We start from the raw sequence: 19,293 nt of genomic DNA on the forward strand, positions 1-19,293 counted from the left end.
TTAGTGACAAGATAACTATTAAATTTCTTCATGATACCTGATTTTAACTTTATTTTTGTCAAAATTTTAAATGTGTTGAAAGAACGTATTTCTATAACAGCAATGGCATCTGTTTCTTCGGTAGGAAGTTCCCAAAATGAAATTTGGAATAACTACCTTAATACGAAACATTATCTAAGTAGTAAGAGTTTTGATAATTTTAAAGCTCATGTAGCTCAATTATCTGATGACATTAAAAATGAAATAAATCAATTAAAGCATTCCGATAATAAGTACAAAAACTTAGACGAAACAGTTTTATATACTTTATATGTAGCACGAAAAGCTATTAAAGATGCAAACTGGAATTCTCAAGATAATTTTGGAATCAATATAGGTTCTTCACGTGGAGCAACTTCTTTATTTGAAAAATACCACAAAGAATTTTTAGAATCAGGAAAATCATCAACATTAAGTTCTCCTACAACAACTTTAGGAAACATTTCTTCATGGATTGCACATGACTTACAAAGTAATGGCCCTGAAATTTCACATTCTATTACTTGTTCTACTGGTTTACACTCTTTATTAAATGGAGTTGCATGGTTACAATCTGGAATGACTAATAAATTTATGATTGGTGCTAGTGAAGCTTCTCTAACTGACTTTACTATTGCACAAATGCAAGCTTTGAAAGTCTATTCAAAAGAAACAGATGAATATCCTTGTAGAGCTTTTGATATGACAAAAACAAAAAACACCATGGTTTTAGGAGAAGGAGCTGCTGTTTTTTGTCTAGAATCAGGTATCTCTGAAAATGCAATTGCTTTTATTGATAATGTAGGATATGCTACTGAAGTATTAAAACACAATACATCAGTTACTACAGATGCTGAATGTTTTCAGAAATCTATGAAAATGGCTTTGAAAAATATTTCTCCTGAGGAGGTAGATGCTATTGTTATGCATGCTCCAGGAACTATAAAAGGCGATCAATCAGAAATAAATGCTATTAAGGCTATTTTTGGAGATAATCAACCTTTTTTAACAACTAATAAATGGAAAGTTGGACACACTTTTGCTACTTCTGGATTATTGAGTTTAGAATTAGCTATTTTAATGTTACAACATCAAAAAACAATAGAAGTACCGTTTGCTGAAAAGCAAAAACACCCGAAAAAACTAACAAAAATCCTAGTAAATGCAGTAGGTTTTGGAGGAAATGCAGTTTCTGTATTGCTATCTAAATAATATCCTTATTTTTACCCCAACAAACAACTTGAATTTATGAGCGAAGTAAGACATAACTGGACGAAAGAAGAAATTCTAGAAATATATAACAAACCTATGATGGAGCTTTTATACGAAGCTGCTACAATTCATAGGAAAAGTCACGACCCAAACGTAGTACAAGTTTCTACATTATTATCTATAAAAACTGGTGGATGTTCTGAAGACTGTGGATATTGTCCACAAGCTGCACGTTACCATACTAATGTTGATGGAAACGATTTAATGTCTGTACAACAAGTAAAAGCGCAAGCTTTAAGAGCCAAATCTGGTGGAAGTTCTCGTGTATGTATGGGAGCTGCTTGGAGAAATGTAAAAGACGGACCTGAGTTTGATCAAGTTTTAGAAATGGTAAGAACTATTAACAAACTTGACATGGAGGTTTGCTGTACTTTAGGTATGGTAACTGAAAATCAAGCACAACGTTTAGCTGAGGCTGGACTATATGCTTATAATCACAATTTAGATTCTTCAGAAGAATACTATAAAGAAGTAATTTCTACACGTGGATACCAAGATAGATTAGATACTATTGATAATGTTCGTAAAACTAACGTAACTGTTTGTTCTGGTGGTATTATCGGTATGGGAGAATCTGCTGAAGATAGAGCTGGAATGTTAGTTGCTTTATCTACTTTAGATCCACAACCTGAATCTACTCCGATTAATGCTTTAGTTGCTGTTGAAGGAACTCCTTTAGAAGACGAAAAGCCTGTAGAAATTTGGGATATGGTTCGTATGGTAGCTACTACGAGAATTGTATTACCAGAAACGCAAGTACGTTTATCGGCTGGTAGAACTCAAATGAGTAGAGAAGGTCAAGCAATGTGTTTCTTTGCTGGTGCAAACTCTATTTTTGCTGGAGATAAATTACTAACAACTCCAAATCCTGATGTAGATGAAGACATGAAAATGTTTAAGTTATTAGGATTAAACCCACAAAAGCCATTTACTAAAAAGGTACAACCAAGAACAGTTGAGGCTGAAGATTCTAATTTTGAAACTTTAGGTGAAAAACCAAAATGGTCTCGTCCTGATCATAAAATTGAGCGTAACGAAAAAAAGAAAGAAGAGGCAAAGGAAATAAAAAAGCAGACTCTTAAAATTAAGAGAATGTTAACCGATGAACCTCAAAAAGAAACTATAAAATAACTTAAAAAAGAACTACTATTTAGTAGTTCTTTTTTTATACATATAACTTTGTACTATAATCGCTTATTGATTAAATAGACTCTTAAAATCAACTTTGATTTTAATACATTTTTTAACAAGAATCTTTCTAAATAATTTGGAAACGTTTTCTTAACTTTGCTTCTTTAAAAATTGGGCCCATGGGATTACAGTTACAACAAGTAGACAGAGTTGAAACCATAACAAAAGAAGATTTTATAAAAAACTACTTTAAACCTCAAAAACCAGTAGTTATTGAGCGTTTTATTGAAGATTGGCCAGCATTTAACAAATGGTCATTAGAATATATGAAGGAAGTTGCTGGAGACAAGACTGTTCCTTTATACGACGACAGACCAGTAGACTACAAAGATGGATTTAATGAACCGCATGCTACCATGAAAATGAGCGAGTATGTTGATTTATTAAAAAGAGAGCCTACAAAATTCCGTATTTTCTTATGGAATGTTTTAAAAGAAGTTCCTATACTTCAAAAGGATTTTAAATTTCCTGACTTTGGTTTACGTTTAATGAAAGGTTTACCAATGTTATTTTTTGGAGGTAGAGATTCTTATACTTTCATGCATTATGATATTGATTTAGCTAATATTTTTCATTTTCATTTTGAAGGTAAAAAGAAGTGTATATTATTTGATCAAAAGCAAAATAAGTACCTATATAAAATACCTCATTCATTAATTACAAGAGAAGATATTGATTTTAACGACCCTGATTTTGACAAATGGCCTGCTTTAAAAAAGGCAAAAGGTCATATTGCTGAATTAGAACATGGAAACGTTTTATACATGCCTGAAGGTTATTGGCACTATATGCGTTATGTAACTCCAGGTTTTTCTATGAGTTTACGTGCTATTGCTCGTAATCCTAAAAACTTAGGAAAAGCGATATATAATGTATTTATTATGCGTACTGTTGATAATGTAATGAGACGTATAAAAGGTCAAAAATGGATTGATTGGAAAAACGAACAAGCCATTATTAAAACGAATAAAGCAAATAAGATTGCATAAAAAAAGCGCCAAAATTGGCGCTTTTTTTATTTTATCCTGCTTATTTTATTTTCCAAATAAACGTTGAAAGAAATTTTTTGTCTTAGTTGTAGCTTCTTTAAGTTCTTCTTGTGCATCTTCAGCAAAATCCGATGCTTTTTCTGTTACATTTTCCATGACCTCTCTTGCGTCATCTATAAATTCGCTAGTAGACTCTTTTATTTTTTGTACAGATTCTTCTGATACTATATCACTAACTTTATCTTTTATATCTTCTACAGCGTCAACTACATGTTCTCCTGTTTCTCCTGCAAGTTCTGAAGCTTTTTCCGTTACTTTATCCATAACATCTTTTGCTTTATCTAAACCTTCATTTAAACTATCTTTAAACTTATTATTTTCTGCTTCCATTTCTTTCAACTTTTAAGTTAATTTAAAACCAGCCTCTGCTATTTGTCTGATAAGTATACACAAATTCTTCGTCTGATTTAGTTAAATAGATAATACCTTCAATTAAACCAATAACTCCCATAGCCCAACTAGCAATACCACAAGTAATAATTCCAAGAATAAAAGTACCTACCAACATTATTATTCCTTCTTTTGTATAACCTAATATAAATTTATGAATTCCTAAAGGCCCTAAAATAATAGCTAAAATACCTGCTAAAACTCTTTTACTTTCTTGGTTTGGAACTGCATTTCCATTTTCATCAATTATATTCATGTTTTTCTTTTTAATTATTAACTGCCCTAAATTTATAAAAAAGCATCATCTTTTGGCTCCCATAATTCAATTTTATTTCCATCTAAATCAACAATCCACCCAAACTTACCATAATCGTACTCTTCAATTTTATCAATTACTGTTACTCCTTTTTCTTTAAGCTCTTCTAATAACTCCACTAAATTTTCAACACGATAGTTGAACATAAAATCTTTCTCCGATGGCTTAAAATAGTTTGTATCTTTTGGAAATGGACTCCATTGGGTTGATGCTTTTTTTCCTTCATTATCTTTCCACCAAAATGTACAACCCCAATCATCAGTATTAAACCCCAAATTATTTTTATACCAATCTTTCGTTTTATTTGGATTTTCTGTTTTAAAAAACAAACCACCTATACCTATTACTCTACCTTTCTTCTTCATTTATTTCCTTTTTACATTTGTTTCATAAATATTTATCCACTCTCCTACCGTCATTTTTGTAGCTAATTCTGCTATTAAATCAAATGGAATTTCTTCTGTTTTTTTAAATCGTATACAGCTTTTACCCATATCTAATTTTCTTTTACAATGTTTAGGATATTCAGCTACAAACCAATCTAATAATTCTTTCTTAGCATAAATTCCGTTGTGATACAAATTAATTGAATTTTTCTGTGAAGCAATATTCATAAATGGTAAAGGTAAACTGGTATCGCAATGATATCCTTCTGGATAAATTGAATGTGGCACGTAATAACCAATCATATTATAATTAATTCCTTCTTCAAAACCTTTTGGGAGATTCTCTTTAATTGTTTTACGTAATCTTTCCATAATTGCTTGTCTTTCCTCTGGAATTTGAGCAATATACTCTTCTGGTGTATCGGCTTTATACTGCATAATATTTTATTTACGTTGTAAAAATAAGGCTGACAATAAAGATATAATAAATCCTATTACACTAACTAAAACTATCATAAATAGAGCTGCAGTGGCACTTGTCATTTCAATTATTTCTGCTTCTCTACCTTGTTTTATTAACATGTCTTCATAGCTTTTAAAAAAGTCAGGGTTTATAAATTGTGTGTAAATAAAATCTGCTATGCCAATTCCTATTCCTACCATTAAAGAAATAAGTGTTCCAATAGCTATAGCTTTTCCTAATGAGATAATTCCATTATTAACATTTTCTCGATAATGTTTTATTCCGAAATAAATAAACGATAGTGATATAAATATTGAGACGTATCCTAATATTTCATTTGTACTATAATCTAGATTTTTAATTCCTAAAACAAGGTGAAGAGTAAAAATTATAAGGCCTGTTAAAAAACCATAAACTCCATACTTTAGTATTGTGCTTTTCATTTAAGTATTTTTTTAAATTTATGATAAAACTAAAGAATACCTTCAAAAACAAGCTCATACTAAAGTACCAAAAACATATTTTTATAAAATTTGAAGAGATTTTGCTACTTGAACTGCTTGAGTTCTTCGTTTAGAATTTAGTTTTACAAGAATATTTGATACATGAGTTTTTATAGTACTTTCTGATAAAAATAAAGACGCTGCTATTTCTTTATTTGACAATCCTTCTGCTATTTTTTGAAGTACCTCATACTCTCTTTTGGTTATACTAAGTTCTTTTATTTTTTTATGATTTATTTCTTTAGTTAAAGACTTTGGTTTATTCAAACTCTTTTTATTGATGTAAATTCCAACAAAAAAGAAAACCACCGCAATAACACCTATAATTATTTCAGTCCTTAAACCTTGTGAAACAACAGCATATTTACTAATTTCAAAAAGAAAAAACAATGCTAAAATAAGAGCACTAAAAACAAATACCGTCTTTTTCATTCTGTTAAGTTAACAAAATTTTGCTTTAATTTTATCAACTATTGTTTGCGCTAACTTTTCTTTACTTTCTATAGTCCAACCTGCTACATGCGGAGAAAGAATTACATTTTCCGAATTAATTAAATACTGAAACGCCTCTGGCATTTCTACTTTTCCTGATATATCTTTTTTCTGAAATAAATTTTCAAATGACTTTTTCTCATATTCCAAAACGTCCAAACCAGCTCCTAAAACTTTTTTGTTTTTTAGAGCTTCTACTAGATCTTCCGTTACTATTGATTTACCTCTTGCTGTATTAAGTACCCAAAAAGGTTTTGAGAATTGATTAATAAATGTAGAATCCACCATGCTTATAGTTAATTTTGTCTGAGGAGTATGAAGACTTAAAACATCTGCTTTTTCTTGTAATTCTTCTAAAGATACTTGCTTACAATTCTCATCTCCCACATTTGGTTTTATATCATAACAAATTACTTCTACATCAAAACCTCTTAACTTTTTAGCAAAAGCTTTCCCCATGTTTCCATAACCTATTAAACCTACTATTTTTCCATCTAACTCAATTCCTCTATTATCTTCTCGAAGCCATTTTCCTTTTCTGACTTCGGCATCTGCTTTATTAAATTTATTGAAAAGAGAAAGTAACATACCTAATGTATGTTCTCCTACAGCATTTCTATTTCCTTCTGGTGCTGAGATTAAATAAACTCCTTTTTCTTCAGCATAATTACAATCTATATTCTCCAAACCTGCTCCAACTCGACCTATAAACTTTAAGTTTGTTGCTTTATCTAAAAATTGTTGGTCAATTGTAAATCTACTTCGAATAATAATTCCATCGTATTGATGAATTTTTGCTTCTATTTCTGACTTTGTTGAAGTATAATCTTCCTCATTTATAAAACCTAAATCGTTTAACTGATTTAATAATAATGAATGATTTGAATCTAAGTGAAGTATTTTCATTTTAAGTATAAAAAAACCTTCTTAATCAGAAGGCTTGTAATAGTTAATATTGCTCTTTTTCATTAGGGAAATCTTGCGACTTCACATCTTGTATATAACTTTGAAAAGCATTTGTCATTTCTGCATACAAGTCTAAATACCTACGTAAAAAACGAGGATTAAACTCATGTGTCATTCCAAGCATATCGTGCGTTACTAACACTTGCCCATCTACTCCTCCACCTGCTCCAATTCCTATAACAGGAATCGTTAAACTCTTAGCTACTTTTTCTGCTAAAACTGCTGGAACTTTTTCTAAAACCAAAGCAAAGCATCCTAACTCTTGTAATAATTTCGCGTCTTCTAATAATTTATTAGCTTCCTCTTCTTCTTTTGCTCTTACTGTGTACGTACCAAATTTATAAATAGATTGAGGTGTTAATCCTAAATGCCCCATAACAGGAATTCCTGCTGTTAAAATTCTAGAAATTGATTCAGCAATCTCACTTCCTCCTTCTAACTTTACTGCATGTCCTCCAGACTCTTTCATTACTTTAATGGCAGATTCTAAGGCACTTTTAGAATTTCCTTGATACGTTCCAAAAGGTAAATCAACAACTACCAAACTACGTTCTGCTGCTCTAATTACAGAACTTGCATGATAAATCATTTGATCTAATGTAATTGGCAAAGTTGTTTCATGTCCAGCCATTACATTCGAAGCTGAATCTCCAACTAATATCACATCAACTCCAGCTCCATCAACAATTTTCGCCATTGTATAATCATAAGCAGTAAGCATGGATATTTTTTCTCCATTAGCTTTCATCTCAACTAATGATTTTGTGGTAATTCTTTTGTATTGTTTTTTAGCTACTGACATTGTTTTTAATTTTCTAGTCTGTAAAAATACACATTTATTCTATTGAACAATTTACTTTAAGGAACTTCTATCATTATTATTCAATTCATAGAAAACTAGTTAATCTTCTGTTAATTATATTTTCTCTCTTTTCTTTTTTAATAGCTTTACTATCTAAATTCTAACAAATATGCATAAAATTACTACTGTTTTAATAGTGCTAATTCTTACAAGTGTTGCTAATGCTCAAAGTAAAAATGAACACGATATGATTAAAAAAACTATTGATACTTTTTTTGAAGGACTTCACAAAGGTGATAGTGCTATTGTTGGCAACACACTTCATTCTTCTGTTAAAATACAAACGACTTTTACCAACAAAAAGGGTAAAAAAAAGTTGGCTACGGAAAGTAGAGAAAATCTTCTAGCAAAAATTGCAGGTAAAAAACCTGAGCACAAATATTTTGAAAAACTTTTGTCATACGATATTAAAATCGATGGTAATTTAGCTTCGGTTTGGACTCCTTATGAATTCTATTTTAATGATAAATTTAGTCATTGTGGAGCCAATTCTTTTCAACTATTTAATAATAATGGAAAATGGGAAATTATTTATTTAGTGGATATGAGACGTAAAAGTAGTTGTAAATCTGTAAAAGAATAGTTTAATGAAGAAATACTTACTTTTTTGTTTTTTAATATCTAGTATCGGGTTTTCTCAAAACCCTAAAATGTTTTTACCTAACTTATTTAAAGATTTGCCTAACGTAAGAGATTTTTCAATAAATAAAAATGGAGATGAATTTTATTTTACTGTAGAAAGTTATGCTAAAGAATATTCATTTATTGCTTTTTCTAAAAAAATAAACGGTAAATGGACCAAACCTGAAGCTGTAGTTTTTTCTGGACAGCATAAAGATTTAGAACCTTTTTTATCTCCTGATGGTTTAAAACTATTTTTTGCTTCAAATAGGATTAATAATAATTCTTCAGAAGTAAAAAAAGATATGGATATATGGTATGTTACCAGAAATAACCTTTCAGATAATTGGTCAGAACCTAAAAATATTGGCGCTATAGTTAATACTTCTAAAGACGAATTTTATCCTTCTGTTACGAATCAGGGAGATCTTTTTTTTACAGCTCAATATGAAAATTCAAAAGGAAAAGAAGATATTTATGTTAGTAGACTTGTAGATGGTGAGTATACTAAACCTACCTCTTTAAATAATAAGATAAATTCAGAAAAATATGAATTTAATGCTTTTGTAGCACCTGATGAAAGTTTTATAATATTTACTTCTTATGGAAGAAAAGATGATTTAGGACGTGGCGATTTGTACATAAGTAGGAAAGATAAAAATAATAATTGGTTACCTGCTGAACATTTACAGAATGGTATTAATTCAAGAAAATTAGATTATTGTCCGTTTGTGGATATGAAGAATAATATTCTTTATTACACCACTAGTAAAAGTTCAATTTCTAGAAGCTTTAAAAAGAGAAAAAAATTAACCGAAATTATTAATTACATAAATATTAATCCTAATGGATTAAGTAGGATTTATCAGACTACATTTAAATAAAAAATAGCTTATATTTGACGCAATGAACCGAACTGATAAATCCAACACTTTATCTCCAAATAAATGGGTAGATAACTATGCAGATTATTTATTTAATTATGCTATAGTTCGTGTTAATGATTCCAATATAGCTAAAGATTTAGTCCAAGAAACATTTTTTGCTGGGCTTAAATCTGCGAAAAACTTTGAAGGTAAATCAACCGAGAGAACTTGGTTAGTTTCAATTTTAAAGAGAAAAATAATTGACTATTATCGAAAAATTAATTCTAAAAAGGGTCAAGCTGAAGTTAGAATGAATTTTTATGATAATGGTGAAAATGAAGGTAACTGGATTGAGGAACGTGTGCCTCAGTCTTGGAATAATGAAGCTGAAAAGAGTATTGAAAACAACGAATTGAAGTCTCAAATAGATGAATGTATAGGGCATCTTCCTGAAAAATATGCTATGGTTTTTAGGATGAAAACTATTCAAGAATTTGAAACTGAAGAAATTTGTAAGGAATTAGATATCACTCCGTCGAACCTATGGGTTATTATTCATAGAGCGAGAACTCAGCTAAGAAACTGTATGGAAAAGAACTGGTTTAATAAGTAAAAAACAATGTTTAAAAATTTTAAAATAACATGCGATGAAGCTACTACTATTTGTGATAAAGCACAATATGGTGAAGCTTCATTTTACGAGAAATTACAACTTAATTGGCATATTTTAGTTTGCAAAGTTTGTGCTTTATATTCTAAACAGAATAAAAAGATGACACACATTTTTAAAATGAAAGCTAATGATTGTAAAAACGAAACACAGTGTTTATCTAATAAAGATAAAGAAGCTTTAAAGGAACAATTAAGTCAATTTAATTAACGACTTTGATCTGAATAAGATCAATTTTTGATTTTTTGTTAGATTGAAACGGAATTTATGCTATAATAGATTCCGTTTTTTTATACCTTTGATTTAAAAATATATTCATGCATTTTCTTCCTGAAAAAATTGATGATTACGTTGTTAATCACTCTCAACAAGAGCCTGAAATCCTTCAAGAATTAACAAGAGAAACTTGGCAAAAAATATTAAACCCAAGAATGTTAAGTGGTGCTTTTCAAGGTAGAGTGTTATCTATGATATCGAAATTAATTCAACCTAAATCAATTTTAGAAATTGGAACCTATACTGGATATTCTGCCTTATGTTTAGCAGAAGGTTTACAAAAAGATGGAATTCTCTATACTATTGATAAGAATGAAGAATTGGAAGAACTTCAATATAAATACTTTCAAAAATCTGAATATAGAGAACAAATCAAGCAAATTATAGGAAATGCTATAGAGGTTATTCCTTCTATAGATGACACCTTTGATTTAGTGTTTATTGATGCAGATAAATCTAATTATTTAAATTATTTTGATTTGATTATCGATAAAATGAATTCTGGTGGAATTATTTTATCTGACAATGTACTTTGGAGTGGCAAAGTAGTAGAAGCTTTAAATCCTAAAGATATTGACACAAAAATTCTTTTAGAATATAACAGAAAGCTAAATGAAGATAATCGCTTAGAAACCGTATTATTACCAATTAGAGACGGTCTAACTATTAGCCGAGTAAAATAAAAGTTTTTATCTTCTTTTAATAGGCCCTGTGAAGTCATCTATATTTTCTTTGACTTCATTTACTTCTTTGTTTATATCTCTTACAAAATCGGTATCAATGCCTTGATTTTTGGCACTATCGTTTATTTCTTTTTTAATATCGTTAGTTGCATCTTTAATTTGTCGCATACCTTTCCCTAATCCTCTAGCTATTTCAGGAATTTTATCTGCTCCAAATAACATCACCACTATTAATAAGATTACAAAAATCTCAGGCCCTCCAATAAATAAAAATATTCCGTTCATAAGTACAAAGATAATTAATTTAGGTATTTTAATTATTTATAAAACAAAAAAAGCCAAACTTAATGTTTGGCTTTTTTATTATTTAAATCAATTAGTCTGCTAGAATAATTGCTTTATTTTCTTTCATCTCTAAAGTTCCAGACTTTATACTTAAAGTTAAAACTTTATCATCTTCTGGTAAACTTACAATACTACCATGCAAATCATCAAAAACTTTATGGTCTTGAGTGTGTACATGTACTTTTACTGTTCCTTCGTTTAAAATAGATACAACCGGTGCGTGATTATTTAAAATCTGGAATTCACCATTTATACCTGGTACAGTAACAGAATCTACCTCAGATGAAAACAAAATAGCTTCTGGTGTTACAATTTCTAAAAACATAATTTCAATAGAATTAATTATTGTTAATTGTTAATTGAATTATGCTTCAGCTAACATTTTCTCACCAGCATCAATTGCTTCTTGTATAGAACCTCTTAAGTTAAACGCTGCTTCTGGGTACTTATCTAACTCTCCATCCATAATCATATTAAATCCTTTAATAGTGTCTTTAATATCAACTAAACATCCTGGGATACCAGTAAACTGCTCAGCTACGTGGAAAGGTTGAGATAAGAAACGTTGTACACGACGTGCTCTGTGAACTACTAATTTATCTTCCTCAGATAATTCTTCCATACCTAAGATTGCGATAATATCTTGTAATTCTTTATATCTCTGTAAAATTTCTTTTACTCTTTGTGCAGTGTTATAGTGCTCATCACCTAAAATTTCTGGTGATAAAATTCTAGAAGTAGAATCTAATGGATCTACTGCTGGATAAATACCTAACTCAGCAATTTTACGAGACAATACAGTTGTTGCATCTAAGTGAGCAAACGTTGTAGCTGGTGCTGGATCCGTTAAATCATCTGCAGGTACATAAACTGCTTGTACAGAAGTAATAGATCCTTTCTTAGTAGAAGTAATACGCTCTTGCATTGCTCCCATCTCTGTTGCTAATGTTGGTTGGTAACCTACCGCTGATGGCATACGCCCTAATAAAGCCGATACCTCAGAACCTGCTTGTGTAAAACGGAAAATATTATCAACGAAGAATAATACATCTTTTCCTTGAGCTTCTCCTGCACCATCACGGAAATATTCAGCAATAGTTAAACCAGATAAAGCTACACGTGCACGTGCTCCAGGTGGCTCATTCATTTGACCGAATACGAATGTTGCTTTAGAGTCTCTCATTCCTGGTTTATCAACTTTAGATAAATCCCATCCTCCTTCTTCCATAGAATGCATGAAATCATCACCATATTTGATAATTCCAGATTCTAACATCTCTCTTAATAAATCATTTCCTTCACGAGTTCTCTCTCCAACTCCTGCAAATACAGATAAACCTCCGTGTCCTTTTGCAATGTTATTAATTAACTCCTGAATTAATACTGTTTTACCTACTCCAGCTCCTCCAAATAATCCAATCTTACCTCCTTTTGCATAAGGCTCAATTAAATCAATTACTTTAATTCCAGTAAATAATACTTCAGTAGATGTTGATAATTCATCAAATTTTGGTGCTTGACGGTGGATAGATAATCCTGAATCACCAGTTTTTGGTAAGTCTCCTAATCCATCAATAGCATCACCAGTTACGTTGAATAAACGACCATAAATATCATTTCCTATTGGCATTTGAATTGGATTTCCTGTAGCTACTACTTCCGTACCTCTACTTAATCCATCAGTTGCATCCATAGAGATTGTACGAACCGTATCTTCTCCAACATGTTGTTGTACTTCTAAAACTAAAGTTGAACCATCAGCTTTTTTAATTTCTAATGAATCGTAAATCTTTGGTAATTCAGCATTTTCTGTATTAAACTCAACATCGATAACTGGACCAATAATTTGAGAAACTTTACCTGTTATTGTAGACATTACTATATGTAATTAAAGTTATTTAATTTGCTATGTGAGCTTTAGCTCCTTTTTTCAAGGTGCAAAGGTAATTTTTTTAAAGGAATTTAAAAAACCTTTTAAACTATTTTTCACAAAAAAAAGTATATAAAAAAAGCCTCGCAAATGCGAGGCTTTAATTATGTATGTTTTTGGTTAAATTATTTTACTAATTTAATCTCTACACGTCTGTTTTGTGCTCTACCAGCTCTAGTTTTATTATCAGCGATTGGGTAATCTTCACCAAATCCTTTAGATGATAATCTGTTTGCAGGAATACCAGCTTTACCTACTAAGTAATCTAATACAGCCTTAGCTCTTCTTTCAGATAACTTCATGTTAGTTGAAGCTCTACCTTGGCTATCTGTATGTCCTTGAATACTAAAGTTAGCTTTTGGATATTCTTTCATGATATCAGCAATTAAGTCTAACTTACCAGTTACTCCTCTTCTAAAAGTAGTTCTTCCAGAGTTAAAGTAGATAGCTCTTGCGAAATCATTTAATTTCTTTACAGCCTCTTCTTTAATTACAACCTCAGGACATCCATTGTTAGATGCAACTCCAGCAACTTTAGGACACTTATCGTCTTTGTCTAAAACTCCGTCACCGTCAGTATCTGGCCAAGGGCATCCATTGTTTTCAGCTGGTCCTGCAGTATTAGGACACTTATCTTTACCATCTACAACACCGTCTCCATCAGCATCAGGACATCCGTTGTTAGCTTTAGTTCCTTTTTCAGTTGGACAAGCATCATCTTTATCAGCAATACCGTCACCATCTGTATCAGGACATCCGTTTAAAGCAGCTAAACCAGCTACTTCTGGACAAGCATCATCAGAATCTTTGATTCCATCACCGTCTGTATCAGGACATCCGTTGAATTCTTTTAATCCTGCTACTTCTGGACAAGCATCATCTTTGTCATATACACCATCTCCGTCAGTATCTTTACCTCCGAATTTGAACACTAAACCAACTGAGTGTTGGAAGTGATCTTGTACTTTATCAGCAAATTGTTTCTTAGCTCCTGTTTGAAAGTTTAAACCTAAATTTTCGTTAAACCAAGTGTTAAATCCTAAACCAGCATTTAACATTCCTTCAGAACCTTCAGCTCCTGCAGCGCTAACACCGTTAGTATAACCTCCACCTAAATATACATAAGGATCAAACCAAGAAGTATCTCCAAATAAATTATTTAAGTCATATTTTACGTTTGCATCGATAGCCCAGTAAATCTCATCAGTATCGTTTTCTTTATTAACAGTTTCAATTTTATTTATAGATCCTGCTAACTGTAAAGTAAACCCATCGTTTAAGTATCTATCAACAGTAATTCTAGAAATTGAAGGCAAAATGTTCCAGTCACTAGTACCGATATAATCTTTTGCATAATCTCCAAACTTAGTTGGGATTCTTACGTCAACTGCGTTGACACCAAATCCAACCGCCCATGGGTTGTCTGAATCCTGTGCGTTTACCGTCCCTACAGTAGCGAACGTAAACAAAGCTATCACAGCTAATTTGATTTGTTTCATTATTAAAAATTTAAATTAAAAGTTCGTTTATATATAGCGCAAATGTAAGTTGTTAAAACTTATTTACAAAAGCAAATCTACAAAAACTTATAATAAATACAAGTTTTTACATTAATATCTTTATATCACATTTAACTCTTTTCCTACTCTAACAAAAGCATTTACAGCTTTATCTATATGCTCTTTTTCGTGTGCAGCTGATAATTGAACTCTTATTCTAGCTTGTTCTTTTGGCACTACTGGATAGAAAAATCCAATTACATAAATTCCTTCCTCTAATAGTTTATTAGCCATTATTTGTGATAACTTAGCATCGTATAACATTACAGGTACAATTGCTGCATCTGCACCTACTAAATCAAAACCAGCTTTTTCCATTTCTGTTCTGAAATAATTTGTGTTCCACTCTAATTTATCTCTTAAAGTAGTATCATTTGATAACAAATCAAATACTTTCAAAGAAGCTCCTACTATTGTCGGCGCTAATGAATTTGAAAATAAATATGGACGTGAACGTTGACGTAAGATTTCAATAATTTCTTTTTTACCTGTAGTATAACCTCCCATTGCCCCACCAAGAGCTTTCCCTAATGTTCCTGTAACTATATCTACACGACCCATTACATTTTTCAGTTCTACTGTACCTCTTCCTGTCTTTCCAATAAATCCTGCTGCATGGCATTCATCAACCATTACTAACGCATCGTATTTATCTGCTAAATCACAAATCTCATCTAATTTAGCTACAATTCCATCCATAGAAAAAACTCCATCAGTTACTATGATTTTAAATCTATGGTTATGTTTGTTTGCTTCTATTAATTGTTCTTCTAACGAAGCCATATCATTATTTGCATAACGATATCTTGCTGCTTTACATAAACGAACTCCATCAATAATTGAAGCGTGATTTAAACTATCAGATATAATAGCATCTTCTTTTGTTAATAAAGGCTCAAAAACTCCTCCGTTTGCATCAAAAGCTGCTGCATATAAAATAGTATCTTCTGTTGTATAAAAATCTGCTATCTTTTTTTCTAAATCTTTATGAATATCTTGAGTTCCACAAATAAATCGTACTGAAGACATTCCAAATCCATGAGTATCCATTGTATCTTTTGCTGCCTGAATTACCTCTGGGTGATTTGACAACCCTAAATAATTATTTGCACAAAAGTTAATTACTTCTTCTCCTGTTGAAACTTTAATTACTGCATCTTGTGATGATGTAATAATTCGTTCAGATTTATACAATCCAGCATCTTTAATATCTTGAATTTCTTGCTGTAATTGTTCTTTTATTTTTCCGTACATAATTTATGTTTGAAAGTTGTTTGCTTTTTAAATGGTCAAAGTTAATTCTTATACCTCTTCAATCAAATTTTTTTCATTAATATATATGAGTAGCTTTTTCTTTACTACATAGCCCATAGATTTTAATACTCGTTCATACCTCAACAATTGTTGATGATAACTTTTTGATGGCTTACCTGTTTTATAATCTATAATTATAATTTCTCCGTTTTTATCAAAAACAAGTCGATCAGGAATCATAATTTGATTATCTACATCAACAATTTCTCTTTCATTATAAACTATTATATCCTCCGAGAAATAAGCTTCTAATAATGGGTGATTTACGATTCTATTTATATCTTCTTTTATAAAATCTGAATCTTTATTATCAATAATTCCCTGCTGAACATATTGATTTATCACTTTACCAACATCTTCTTTTATTATTATTTTTGACATAACCTCATGAATAAGATTACCAAATTTGATAGCTTCTTCTTGTTCTGTATTCCATAATTTTGAAGCACTTGCCAACATCTGAATGTTATGTTCTTTCCAAGATGTTGAAATAAATGCTTCTTGAATATTTGTTGAAGACAACTCTTTTTCTTTTTTCATAAGCCTTTCTCTATCTCCAAAAGAATACTCTAATTCATCTTCTTTCCATTCTTCTATTTTCTTCAAATAATTAATAAAAATTCCAGAATAGTAATTTGTATTCTCTCCTGTTTTTGAAATTCTTTTTTCTGTTATGATATGTAGCTGTTCAACTGGTCTTGTTAAGGCCACATACAACAAATTAAAGTTATCTAATTCTAATTCCTCTCGCTGATTATTATAAATTTCTGCTCCAGTAGTATTTAAATAACTCATATCTTTACTAAATGGAACTAACAACTCGTTAAAACCATTAAAATTTTCTGGCAATTCATTTAACCAAATCTTTGGATTTATTTGACGATAAATATCCAAATCATAAGGAAAAATAACTACTGGAAACTCCAGCCCTTTAGATTTATGAATTGTCATTACTTGTACTGCATTACCACTTTCTGGCACTACTATACTCAGATTCTGTTTTTTCTCTTCCCAAAACTCTAAAAACTCTTGAATGCTAGTTCCTTTTCTTTGTTGCTCCAATACAACATCTAAAAAAAACTGAACATAAGCATCTGATGAATTGATTAATTTAAAACTTCGAATTATTTCTTCTACTTTTTCATAAAAAGGTAATTGATGAAAAGTTGATAACTCAAATAAAACCCCATAGTCTTTTAAATTTTGAAATATTGTTTCATTTGACTGATGAATAAACTCCGAAATAAATGAATGTTTGTCTTTTTCAAACTTTAAATGATTATGCAAAAAATACAAGACTTCTAACAAAGTTTCTTTATCATTTGAATATTGAAGTACGCGTAATATATTAACTATAAAATTAACCTTGGTACTATTTTGCAACAACAATGTTTCTGAAGAAATAATATTAATCCCATTTTCCGATAAATAATTGGCTACCGCTATTCCATCTTTCTTTTTTCTCACCAACACACAAATCTCATTCAACAAGAAATCATCTTCTAAACTTCGAATGATTTCCAAAACTTTCTTTGGGTATTTTATCTGTTCATTTTCTTTTTCTTCTTCCTTTTCTAAAAAAGATATTGAAACAAAACCACCTTTTTTTGAGTTCTCTTCTTGTTTATTTCCTTCAATAAACAATTGTTTATAATCTTCATTTTGAAGAAAGTTTGCCGTATGTTGAAAAAATGAATTATTAAAATTTACTACCTCTGAAAAACTCCTATAGTTTCTTTCTAATGTTTTTACTTCTTTTGGTATATAAAATGGATTTCCTTTTTCTGACCCTAAGTTTATAAACTGCTCTGCTTTACCTCCACGCCAACGATAAATAGCTTGTTTTCCATCTCCTACCAATAATAAACTTGCATTTTCTTGAGACAGTGCATTATTTATTAAGGGAATTAAGTTTTGCCACTGTAATACAGATGTATCTTGCATTTCATCAATAAAATAATGCATAAATCGCTGACCAATTCGTTCATAAATAAACGGTGCTGGTTGGTCTTTTATATTATCAGATATTAATTGATTAAACTCTGCATTTAATCGAAGATTGTTTTCTTCTTTTATTTCTGTTAATTCTAAGTTTATATAATTTAAAACGGCTAACGGAATGATACTTTTTAACACCAGCTTATTCAACAAATGTTGTTGATACAACTTCTCTGATTGTATATACAGATTTAGTAATTCTGGTAAAATTCCTTCTATAGTCGTTTTAATATCATCTGATTTAGATTTTGAATAAAAATTATTCTCCTCTATTCTTTCTCTAAGTTTTGAATCTTCAAAAAACTTTGCTTTATCAGGACTTTCAGACAATGCCACAAAATGATTAGGTAACATTGACCTATAAAAATCTTTATGGCTTAATTGAGCTTCTTCTATAATTTGCAAACCTTTGTTTCCAATTTCTTGCAAATTTTCTTTTATCTCTTTTTCATGTTTCGACAACTTATTTTTTAGCCCTGTAAAGTCTTCTAATTTTTTATCTCCTAGTTGTCTAAAATGTTTTGTGTCATCTTCGTTTAATAAAATTCTAGAAAACTCACTTAACTCTCTTGAAATATCCCATGATTTATCATCATCCGCTTTATCTAAAGAAAAATCAATTAATAACTTCGTTAAATCTTTATCTGTTCCAATTTTAGAAATTAAAATATCAACTGCTTCATTCAACAGTGAAATTGCATCCATTTCAACTTCAAAATTTAAAGACAGTCCTAAGTCATATGCAAAGCTTTTTATTATTTTATGAGTAAAACTATCAATTGTAGTTATTGAAAAAGCTGAATAATTCTGTAGAATTGCTTCTATAATCTTTTTACTCCTTTCTTGAATAATTGATTTCTCAACTGATATTTCATTAATTATTAGTTGGAACAAATCATTTTCTATTCCCTCTGAAAAATCGTGTAAATTTTCCAATACACGTTCTTTCATCTCTCCAGCAGCTTTGTTTGTAAAAGTTATGGCTAGTACTTTTTGAAAACGAAAAATATCATTAGAATTTAACAATACTTTTAAGTATTCTTTTACTAATGTAAAAGTCTTTCCGCTTCCTGCTGATGCGTTATATACCTGAAATGTTGATACTTCTTGCACAATTATTTTT

The 19,293-nt window shown here is 30.3% G+C and carries 22 protein-coding genes; 8 read left to right on the forward strand and 14 right to left on the reverse strand.

The genetic code is table 11. From position 1 onward, the window contains the following. Positions 1-30: 30 nt before the first annotated feature. The 3 genes from Q0958_RS01250 (at position 31) to Q0958_RS01260 (ending at position 3,470) form a co-directional block, all read left to right on the forward strand. Positions 31-1,230, forward strand: coding sequence for a beta-ketoacyl synthase N-terminal-like domain-containing protein (locus tag Q0958_RS01250; protein WP_299118580.1), 1,200 nt, complete (start codon positions 31-33; stop codon positions 1,228-1,230). 36 nt (positions 1,231-1,266) lie between these two features. Then, positions 1,267-2,421 (forward strand): biotin synthase BioB, encoded by a 1,155-nt coding sequence (gene bioB, locus Q0958_RS01255; RefSeq protein ID WP_272150604.1) that lies wholly within the window; start codon positions 1,267-1,269, stop codon positions 2,419-2,421. A gap of 179 nt (positions 2,422-2,600) precedes the next feature. Then, complete coding sequence (locus Q0958_RS01260; protein ID WP_272150603.1) at positions 2,601-3,470, forward strand: cupin-like domain-containing protein; 870 nt, start codon at positions 2,601-2,603, stop codon at positions 3,468-3,470. Between the two features lie 45 nt (positions 3,471-3,515). Here the strand turns inward: Q0958_RS01260 and Q0958_RS01265 are convergent, their stop codons facing one another. The 8 genes from Q0958_RS01265 to panB all read right to left on the reverse strand — a co-directional run bounded on the left by Q0958_RS01265 (position 3,516) and on the right by panB (position 7,848). Further along, positions 3,516-3,860 (reverse strand): hypothetical protein, encoded by a 345-nt coding sequence (locus Q0958_RS01265; protein ID WP_299118582.1) that lies wholly within the window; start codon positions 3,858-3,860, stop codon positions 3,516-3,518. Between the two features lie 22 nt (positions 3,861-3,882). Further along, positions 3,883-4,176, reverse strand: coding sequence for a TM2 domain-containing protein (locus Q0958_RS01270; RefSeq protein WP_299118584.1), 294 nt, complete (start codon positions 4,174-4,176; stop codon positions 3,883-3,885). A 32-nt stretch (positions 4,177-4,208) separates the two neighbouring features. Continuing rightward, the gene (locus Q0958_RS01275) at positions 4,209-4,601 is read right to left on the reverse strand and encodes a VOC family protein (protein WP_299118585.1); all 393 of its coding nucleotides are present in this window, start codon (positions 4,599-4,601) and stop codon (positions 4,209-4,211) included. Further along, positions 4,602-5,060: a DUF1801 domain-containing protein gene (locus Q0958_RS01280; RefSeq protein WP_299118586.1), complete on the reverse strand. Its 459-nt coding sequence runs from the start codon at positions 5,058-5,060 to the stop codon at positions 4,602-4,604. Positions 5,061-5,066: 6 nt separating this feature from the next. After that, positions 5,067-5,528, reverse strand: coding sequence for a DUF4199 domain-containing protein (locus Q0958_RS01285; RefSeq protein ID WP_299118587.1), 462 nt, complete (start codon positions 5,526-5,528; stop codon positions 5,067-5,069). An 81-nt stretch (positions 5,529-5,609) separates the two neighbouring features. Then, the gene (locus tag Q0958_RS01290) at positions 5,610-6,020 is read right to left on the reverse strand and encodes a response regulator transcription factor (RefSeq protein WP_299118588.1); all 411 of its coding nucleotides are present in this window, start codon (positions 6,018-6,020) and stop codon (positions 5,610-5,612) included. A 9-nt stretch (positions 6,021-6,029) separates the two neighbouring features. After that, entirely contained in the window at positions 6,030-6,986 is a 957-nt protein-coding gene (locus Q0958_RS01295) for a 2-hydroxyacid dehydrogenase (protein ID WP_299118589.1), read from the reverse strand. A gap of 43 nt (positions 6,987-7,029) precedes the next feature. Continuing rightward, entirely contained in the window at positions 7,030-7,848 is an 819-nt protein-coding gene (gene panB / locus Q0958_RS01300; protein WP_299118590.1) for a 3-methyl-2-oxobutanoate hydroxymethyltransferase, read from the reverse strand. A gap of 169 nt (positions 7,849-8,017) precedes the next feature. On the opposite strand from panB, the gene Q0958_RS01305 reads away from it, so the two are divergent. From Q0958_RS01305 to Q0958_RS01325, 5 genes are all read left to right on the forward strand, one after another. Continuing rightward, complete coding sequence (locus tag Q0958_RS01305) at positions 8,018-8,491, forward strand: nuclear transport factor 2 family protein (protein ID WP_299118591.1); 474 nt, start codon at positions 8,018-8,020, stop codon at positions 8,489-8,491. 4 nt (positions 8,492-8,495) lie between these two features. Further along, positions 8,496-9,413, forward strand: coding sequence for a hypothetical protein (locus tag Q0958_RS01310; protein ID WP_299118592.1), 918 nt, complete (start codon positions 8,496-8,498; stop codon positions 9,411-9,413). Positions 9,414-9,435: 22 nt separating this feature from the next. Beyond that, a complete protein-coding gene (locus tag Q0958_RS01315; protein WP_150898372.1) occupies positions 9,436-10,008 on the forward strand; it encodes a sigma-70 family RNA polymerase sigma factor in 573 nt (190 codons plus the stop codon). 6 nt (positions 10,009-10,014) lie between these two features. Next, positions 10,015-10,275, forward strand: coding sequence for a hypothetical protein (locus Q0958_RS01320; protein ID WP_150898371.1), 261 nt, complete (start codon positions 10,015-10,017; stop codon positions 10,273-10,275). Between the two features lie 107 nt (positions 10,276-10,382). Further along, positions 10,383-11,024, forward strand: coding sequence for an O-methyltransferase (locus tag Q0958_RS01325; protein ID WP_299118596.1), 642 nt, complete (start codon positions 10,383-10,385; stop codon positions 11,022-11,024). A gap of 6 nt (positions 11,025-11,030) precedes the next feature. Here the strand turns inward: Q0958_RS01325 and Q0958_RS01330 are convergent, their stop codons facing one another. The 6 genes from Q0958_RS01330 to Q0958_RS01355 form a co-directional block, all read right to left on the reverse strand. Continuing rightward, positions 11,031-11,309: a twin-arginine translocase TatA/TatE family subunit gene (locus tag Q0958_RS01330; RefSeq protein WP_272150592.1), complete on the reverse strand. Its 279-nt coding sequence runs from the start codon at positions 11,307-11,309 to the stop codon at positions 11,031-11,033. A 91-nt stretch (positions 11,310-11,400) separates the two neighbouring features. Beyond that, the gene (locus Q0958_RS01335) at positions 11,401-11,694 is read right to left on the reverse strand and encodes a F0F1 ATP synthase subunit epsilon (RefSeq protein WP_150898368.1); all 294 of its coding nucleotides are present in this window, start codon (positions 11,692-11,694) and stop codon (positions 11,401-11,403) included. 39 nt (positions 11,695-11,733) lie between these two features. After that, on the reverse strand, positions 11,734-13,245 hold the full coding sequence (gene atpD / locus Q0958_RS01340) for a F0F1 ATP synthase subunit beta (protein ID WP_299118599.1): 1,512 nt from the start codon (positions 13,243-13,245) through the stop codon (positions 11,734-11,736). Positions 13,246-13,424: 179 nt separating this feature from the next. Continuing rightward, positions 13,425-14,798 (reverse strand): OmpA family protein, encoded by a 1,374-nt coding sequence (locus tag Q0958_RS01345; protein WP_299118601.1) that lies wholly within the window; start codon positions 14,796-14,798, stop codon positions 13,425-13,427. A gap of 120 nt (positions 14,799-14,918) precedes the next feature. Beyond that, positions 14,919-16,112, reverse strand: coding sequence for a glycine C-acetyltransferase (kbl, locus tag Q0958_RS01350; RefSeq protein WP_299118603.1), 1,194 nt, complete (start codon positions 16,110-16,112; stop codon positions 14,919-14,921). 48 nt (positions 16,113-16,160) lie between these two features. After that, positions 16,161-19,283, reverse strand: coding sequence for a UvrD-helicase domain-containing protein (locus Q0958_RS01355; RefSeq protein WP_299118605.1), 3,123 nt, complete (start codon positions 19,281-19,283; stop codon positions 16,161-16,163). Between the last annotated feature and the right edge of the window lie 10 nt (positions 19,284-19,293).

Origin of the sequence: uncultured Tenacibaculum sp. (genome assembly GCF_947499065.1) — a bacterium.
GTDB lineage: Bacteria > Bacteroidota > Bacteroidia > Flavobacteriales > Flavobacteriaceae > Polaribacter.

What these genes read in the sequence shown, in the direction of transcription:
- Q0958_RS01315 (WP_150898372.1), top strand. Translation starts at nt 9,436, where the DNA reads ATGAACCGAACTGATAAATCCAACACTTTATCTCCAAATAAATGGGTA.
- Q0958_RS01275 (WP_299118585.1), bottom strand. Translation starts at nt 4,601, where the DNA reads ATGAAGAAGAAAGGTAGAGTAATAGGTATAGGTGGTTTGTTTTTTAAA.
- Q0958_RS01330 (WP_272150592.1), bottom strand. Translation starts at nt 11,309, where the DNA reads ATGAACGGAATATTTTTATTTATTGGAGGGCCTGAGATTTTTGTAATC.
- panB (WP_299118590.1), bottom strand. Translation starts at nt 7,848, where the DNA reads ATGTCAGTAGCTAAAAAACAATACAAAAGAATTACCACAAAATCATTA.
- Q0958_RS01265 (WP_299118582.1), bottom strand. Translation starts at nt 3,860, where the DNA reads ATGGAAGCAGAAAATAATAAGTTTAAAGATAGTTTAAATGAAGGTTTA.
- Q0958_RS01285 (WP_299118587.1), bottom strand. Translation starts at nt 5,528, where the DNA reads ATGAAAAGCACAATACTAAAGTATGGAGTTTATGGTTTTTTAACAGGC.
- Q0958_RS01345 (WP_299118601.1), bottom strand. Translation starts at nt 14,798, where the DNA reads ATGAAACAAATCAAATTAGCTGTGATAGCTTTGTTTACGTTCGCTACT.
- Q0958_RS01310 (WP_299118592.1), top strand. Translation starts at nt 8,496, where the DNA reads ATGAAGAAATACTTACTTTTTTGTTTTTTAATATCTAGTATCGGGTTT.
- Q0958_RS01270 (WP_299118584.1), bottom strand. Translation starts at nt 4,176, where the DNA reads ATGAATATAATTGATGAAAATGGAAATGCAGTTCCAAACCAAGAAAGT.
- Q0958_RS01335 (WP_150898368.1), bottom strand. Translation starts at nt 11,694, where the DNA reads ATGTTTTTAGAAATTGTAACACCAGAAGCTATTTTGTTTTCATCTGAG.
- kbl (WP_299118603.1), bottom strand. Translation starts at nt 16,112, where the DNA reads ATGTACGGAAAAATAAAAGAACAATTACAGCAAGAAATTCAAGATATT.
- Q0958_RS01290 (WP_299118588.1), bottom strand. Translation starts at nt 6,020, where the DNA reads ATGAAAAAGACGGTATTTGTTTTTAGTGCTCTTATTTTAGCATTGTTT.
- Q0958_RS01250 (WP_299118580.1), top strand. Translation starts at nt 31, where the DNA reads ATGATACCTGATTTTAACTTTATTTTTGTCAAAATTTTAAATGTGTTG.
- Q0958_RS01305 (WP_299118591.1), top strand. Translation starts at nt 8,018, where the DNA reads ATGCATAAAATTACTACTGTTTTAATAGTGCTAATTCTTACAAGTGTT.
- Q0958_RS01260 (WP_272150603.1), top strand. Translation starts at nt 2,601, where the DNA reads ATGGGATTACAGTTACAACAAGTAGACAGAGTTGAAACCATAACAAAA.
- Q0958_RS01325 (WP_299118596.1), top strand. Translation starts at nt 10,383, where the DNA reads ATGCATTTTCTTCCTGAAAAAATTGATGATTACGTTGTTAATCACTCT.
- Q0958_RS01320 (WP_150898371.1), top strand. Translation starts at nt 10,015, where the DNA reads ATGTTTAAAAATTTTAAAATAACATGCGATGAAGCTACTACTATTTGT.
- Q0958_RS01280 (WP_299118586.1), bottom strand. Translation starts at nt 5,060, where the DNA reads ATGCAGTATAAAGCCGATACACCAGAAGAGTATATTGCTCAAATTCCA.
- atpD (WP_299118599.1), bottom strand. Translation starts at nt 13,245, where the DNA reads ATGTCTACAATAACAGGTAAAGTTTCTCAAATTATTGGTCCAGTTATC.
- Q0958_RS01295 (WP_299118589.1), bottom strand. Translation starts at nt 6,986, where the DNA reads ATGAAAATACTTCACTTAGATTCAAATCATTCATTATTATTAAATCAG.
- bioB (WP_272150604.1), top strand. Translation starts at nt 1,267, where the DNA reads ATGAGCGAAGTAAGACATAACTGGACGAAAGAAGAAATTCTAGAAATA.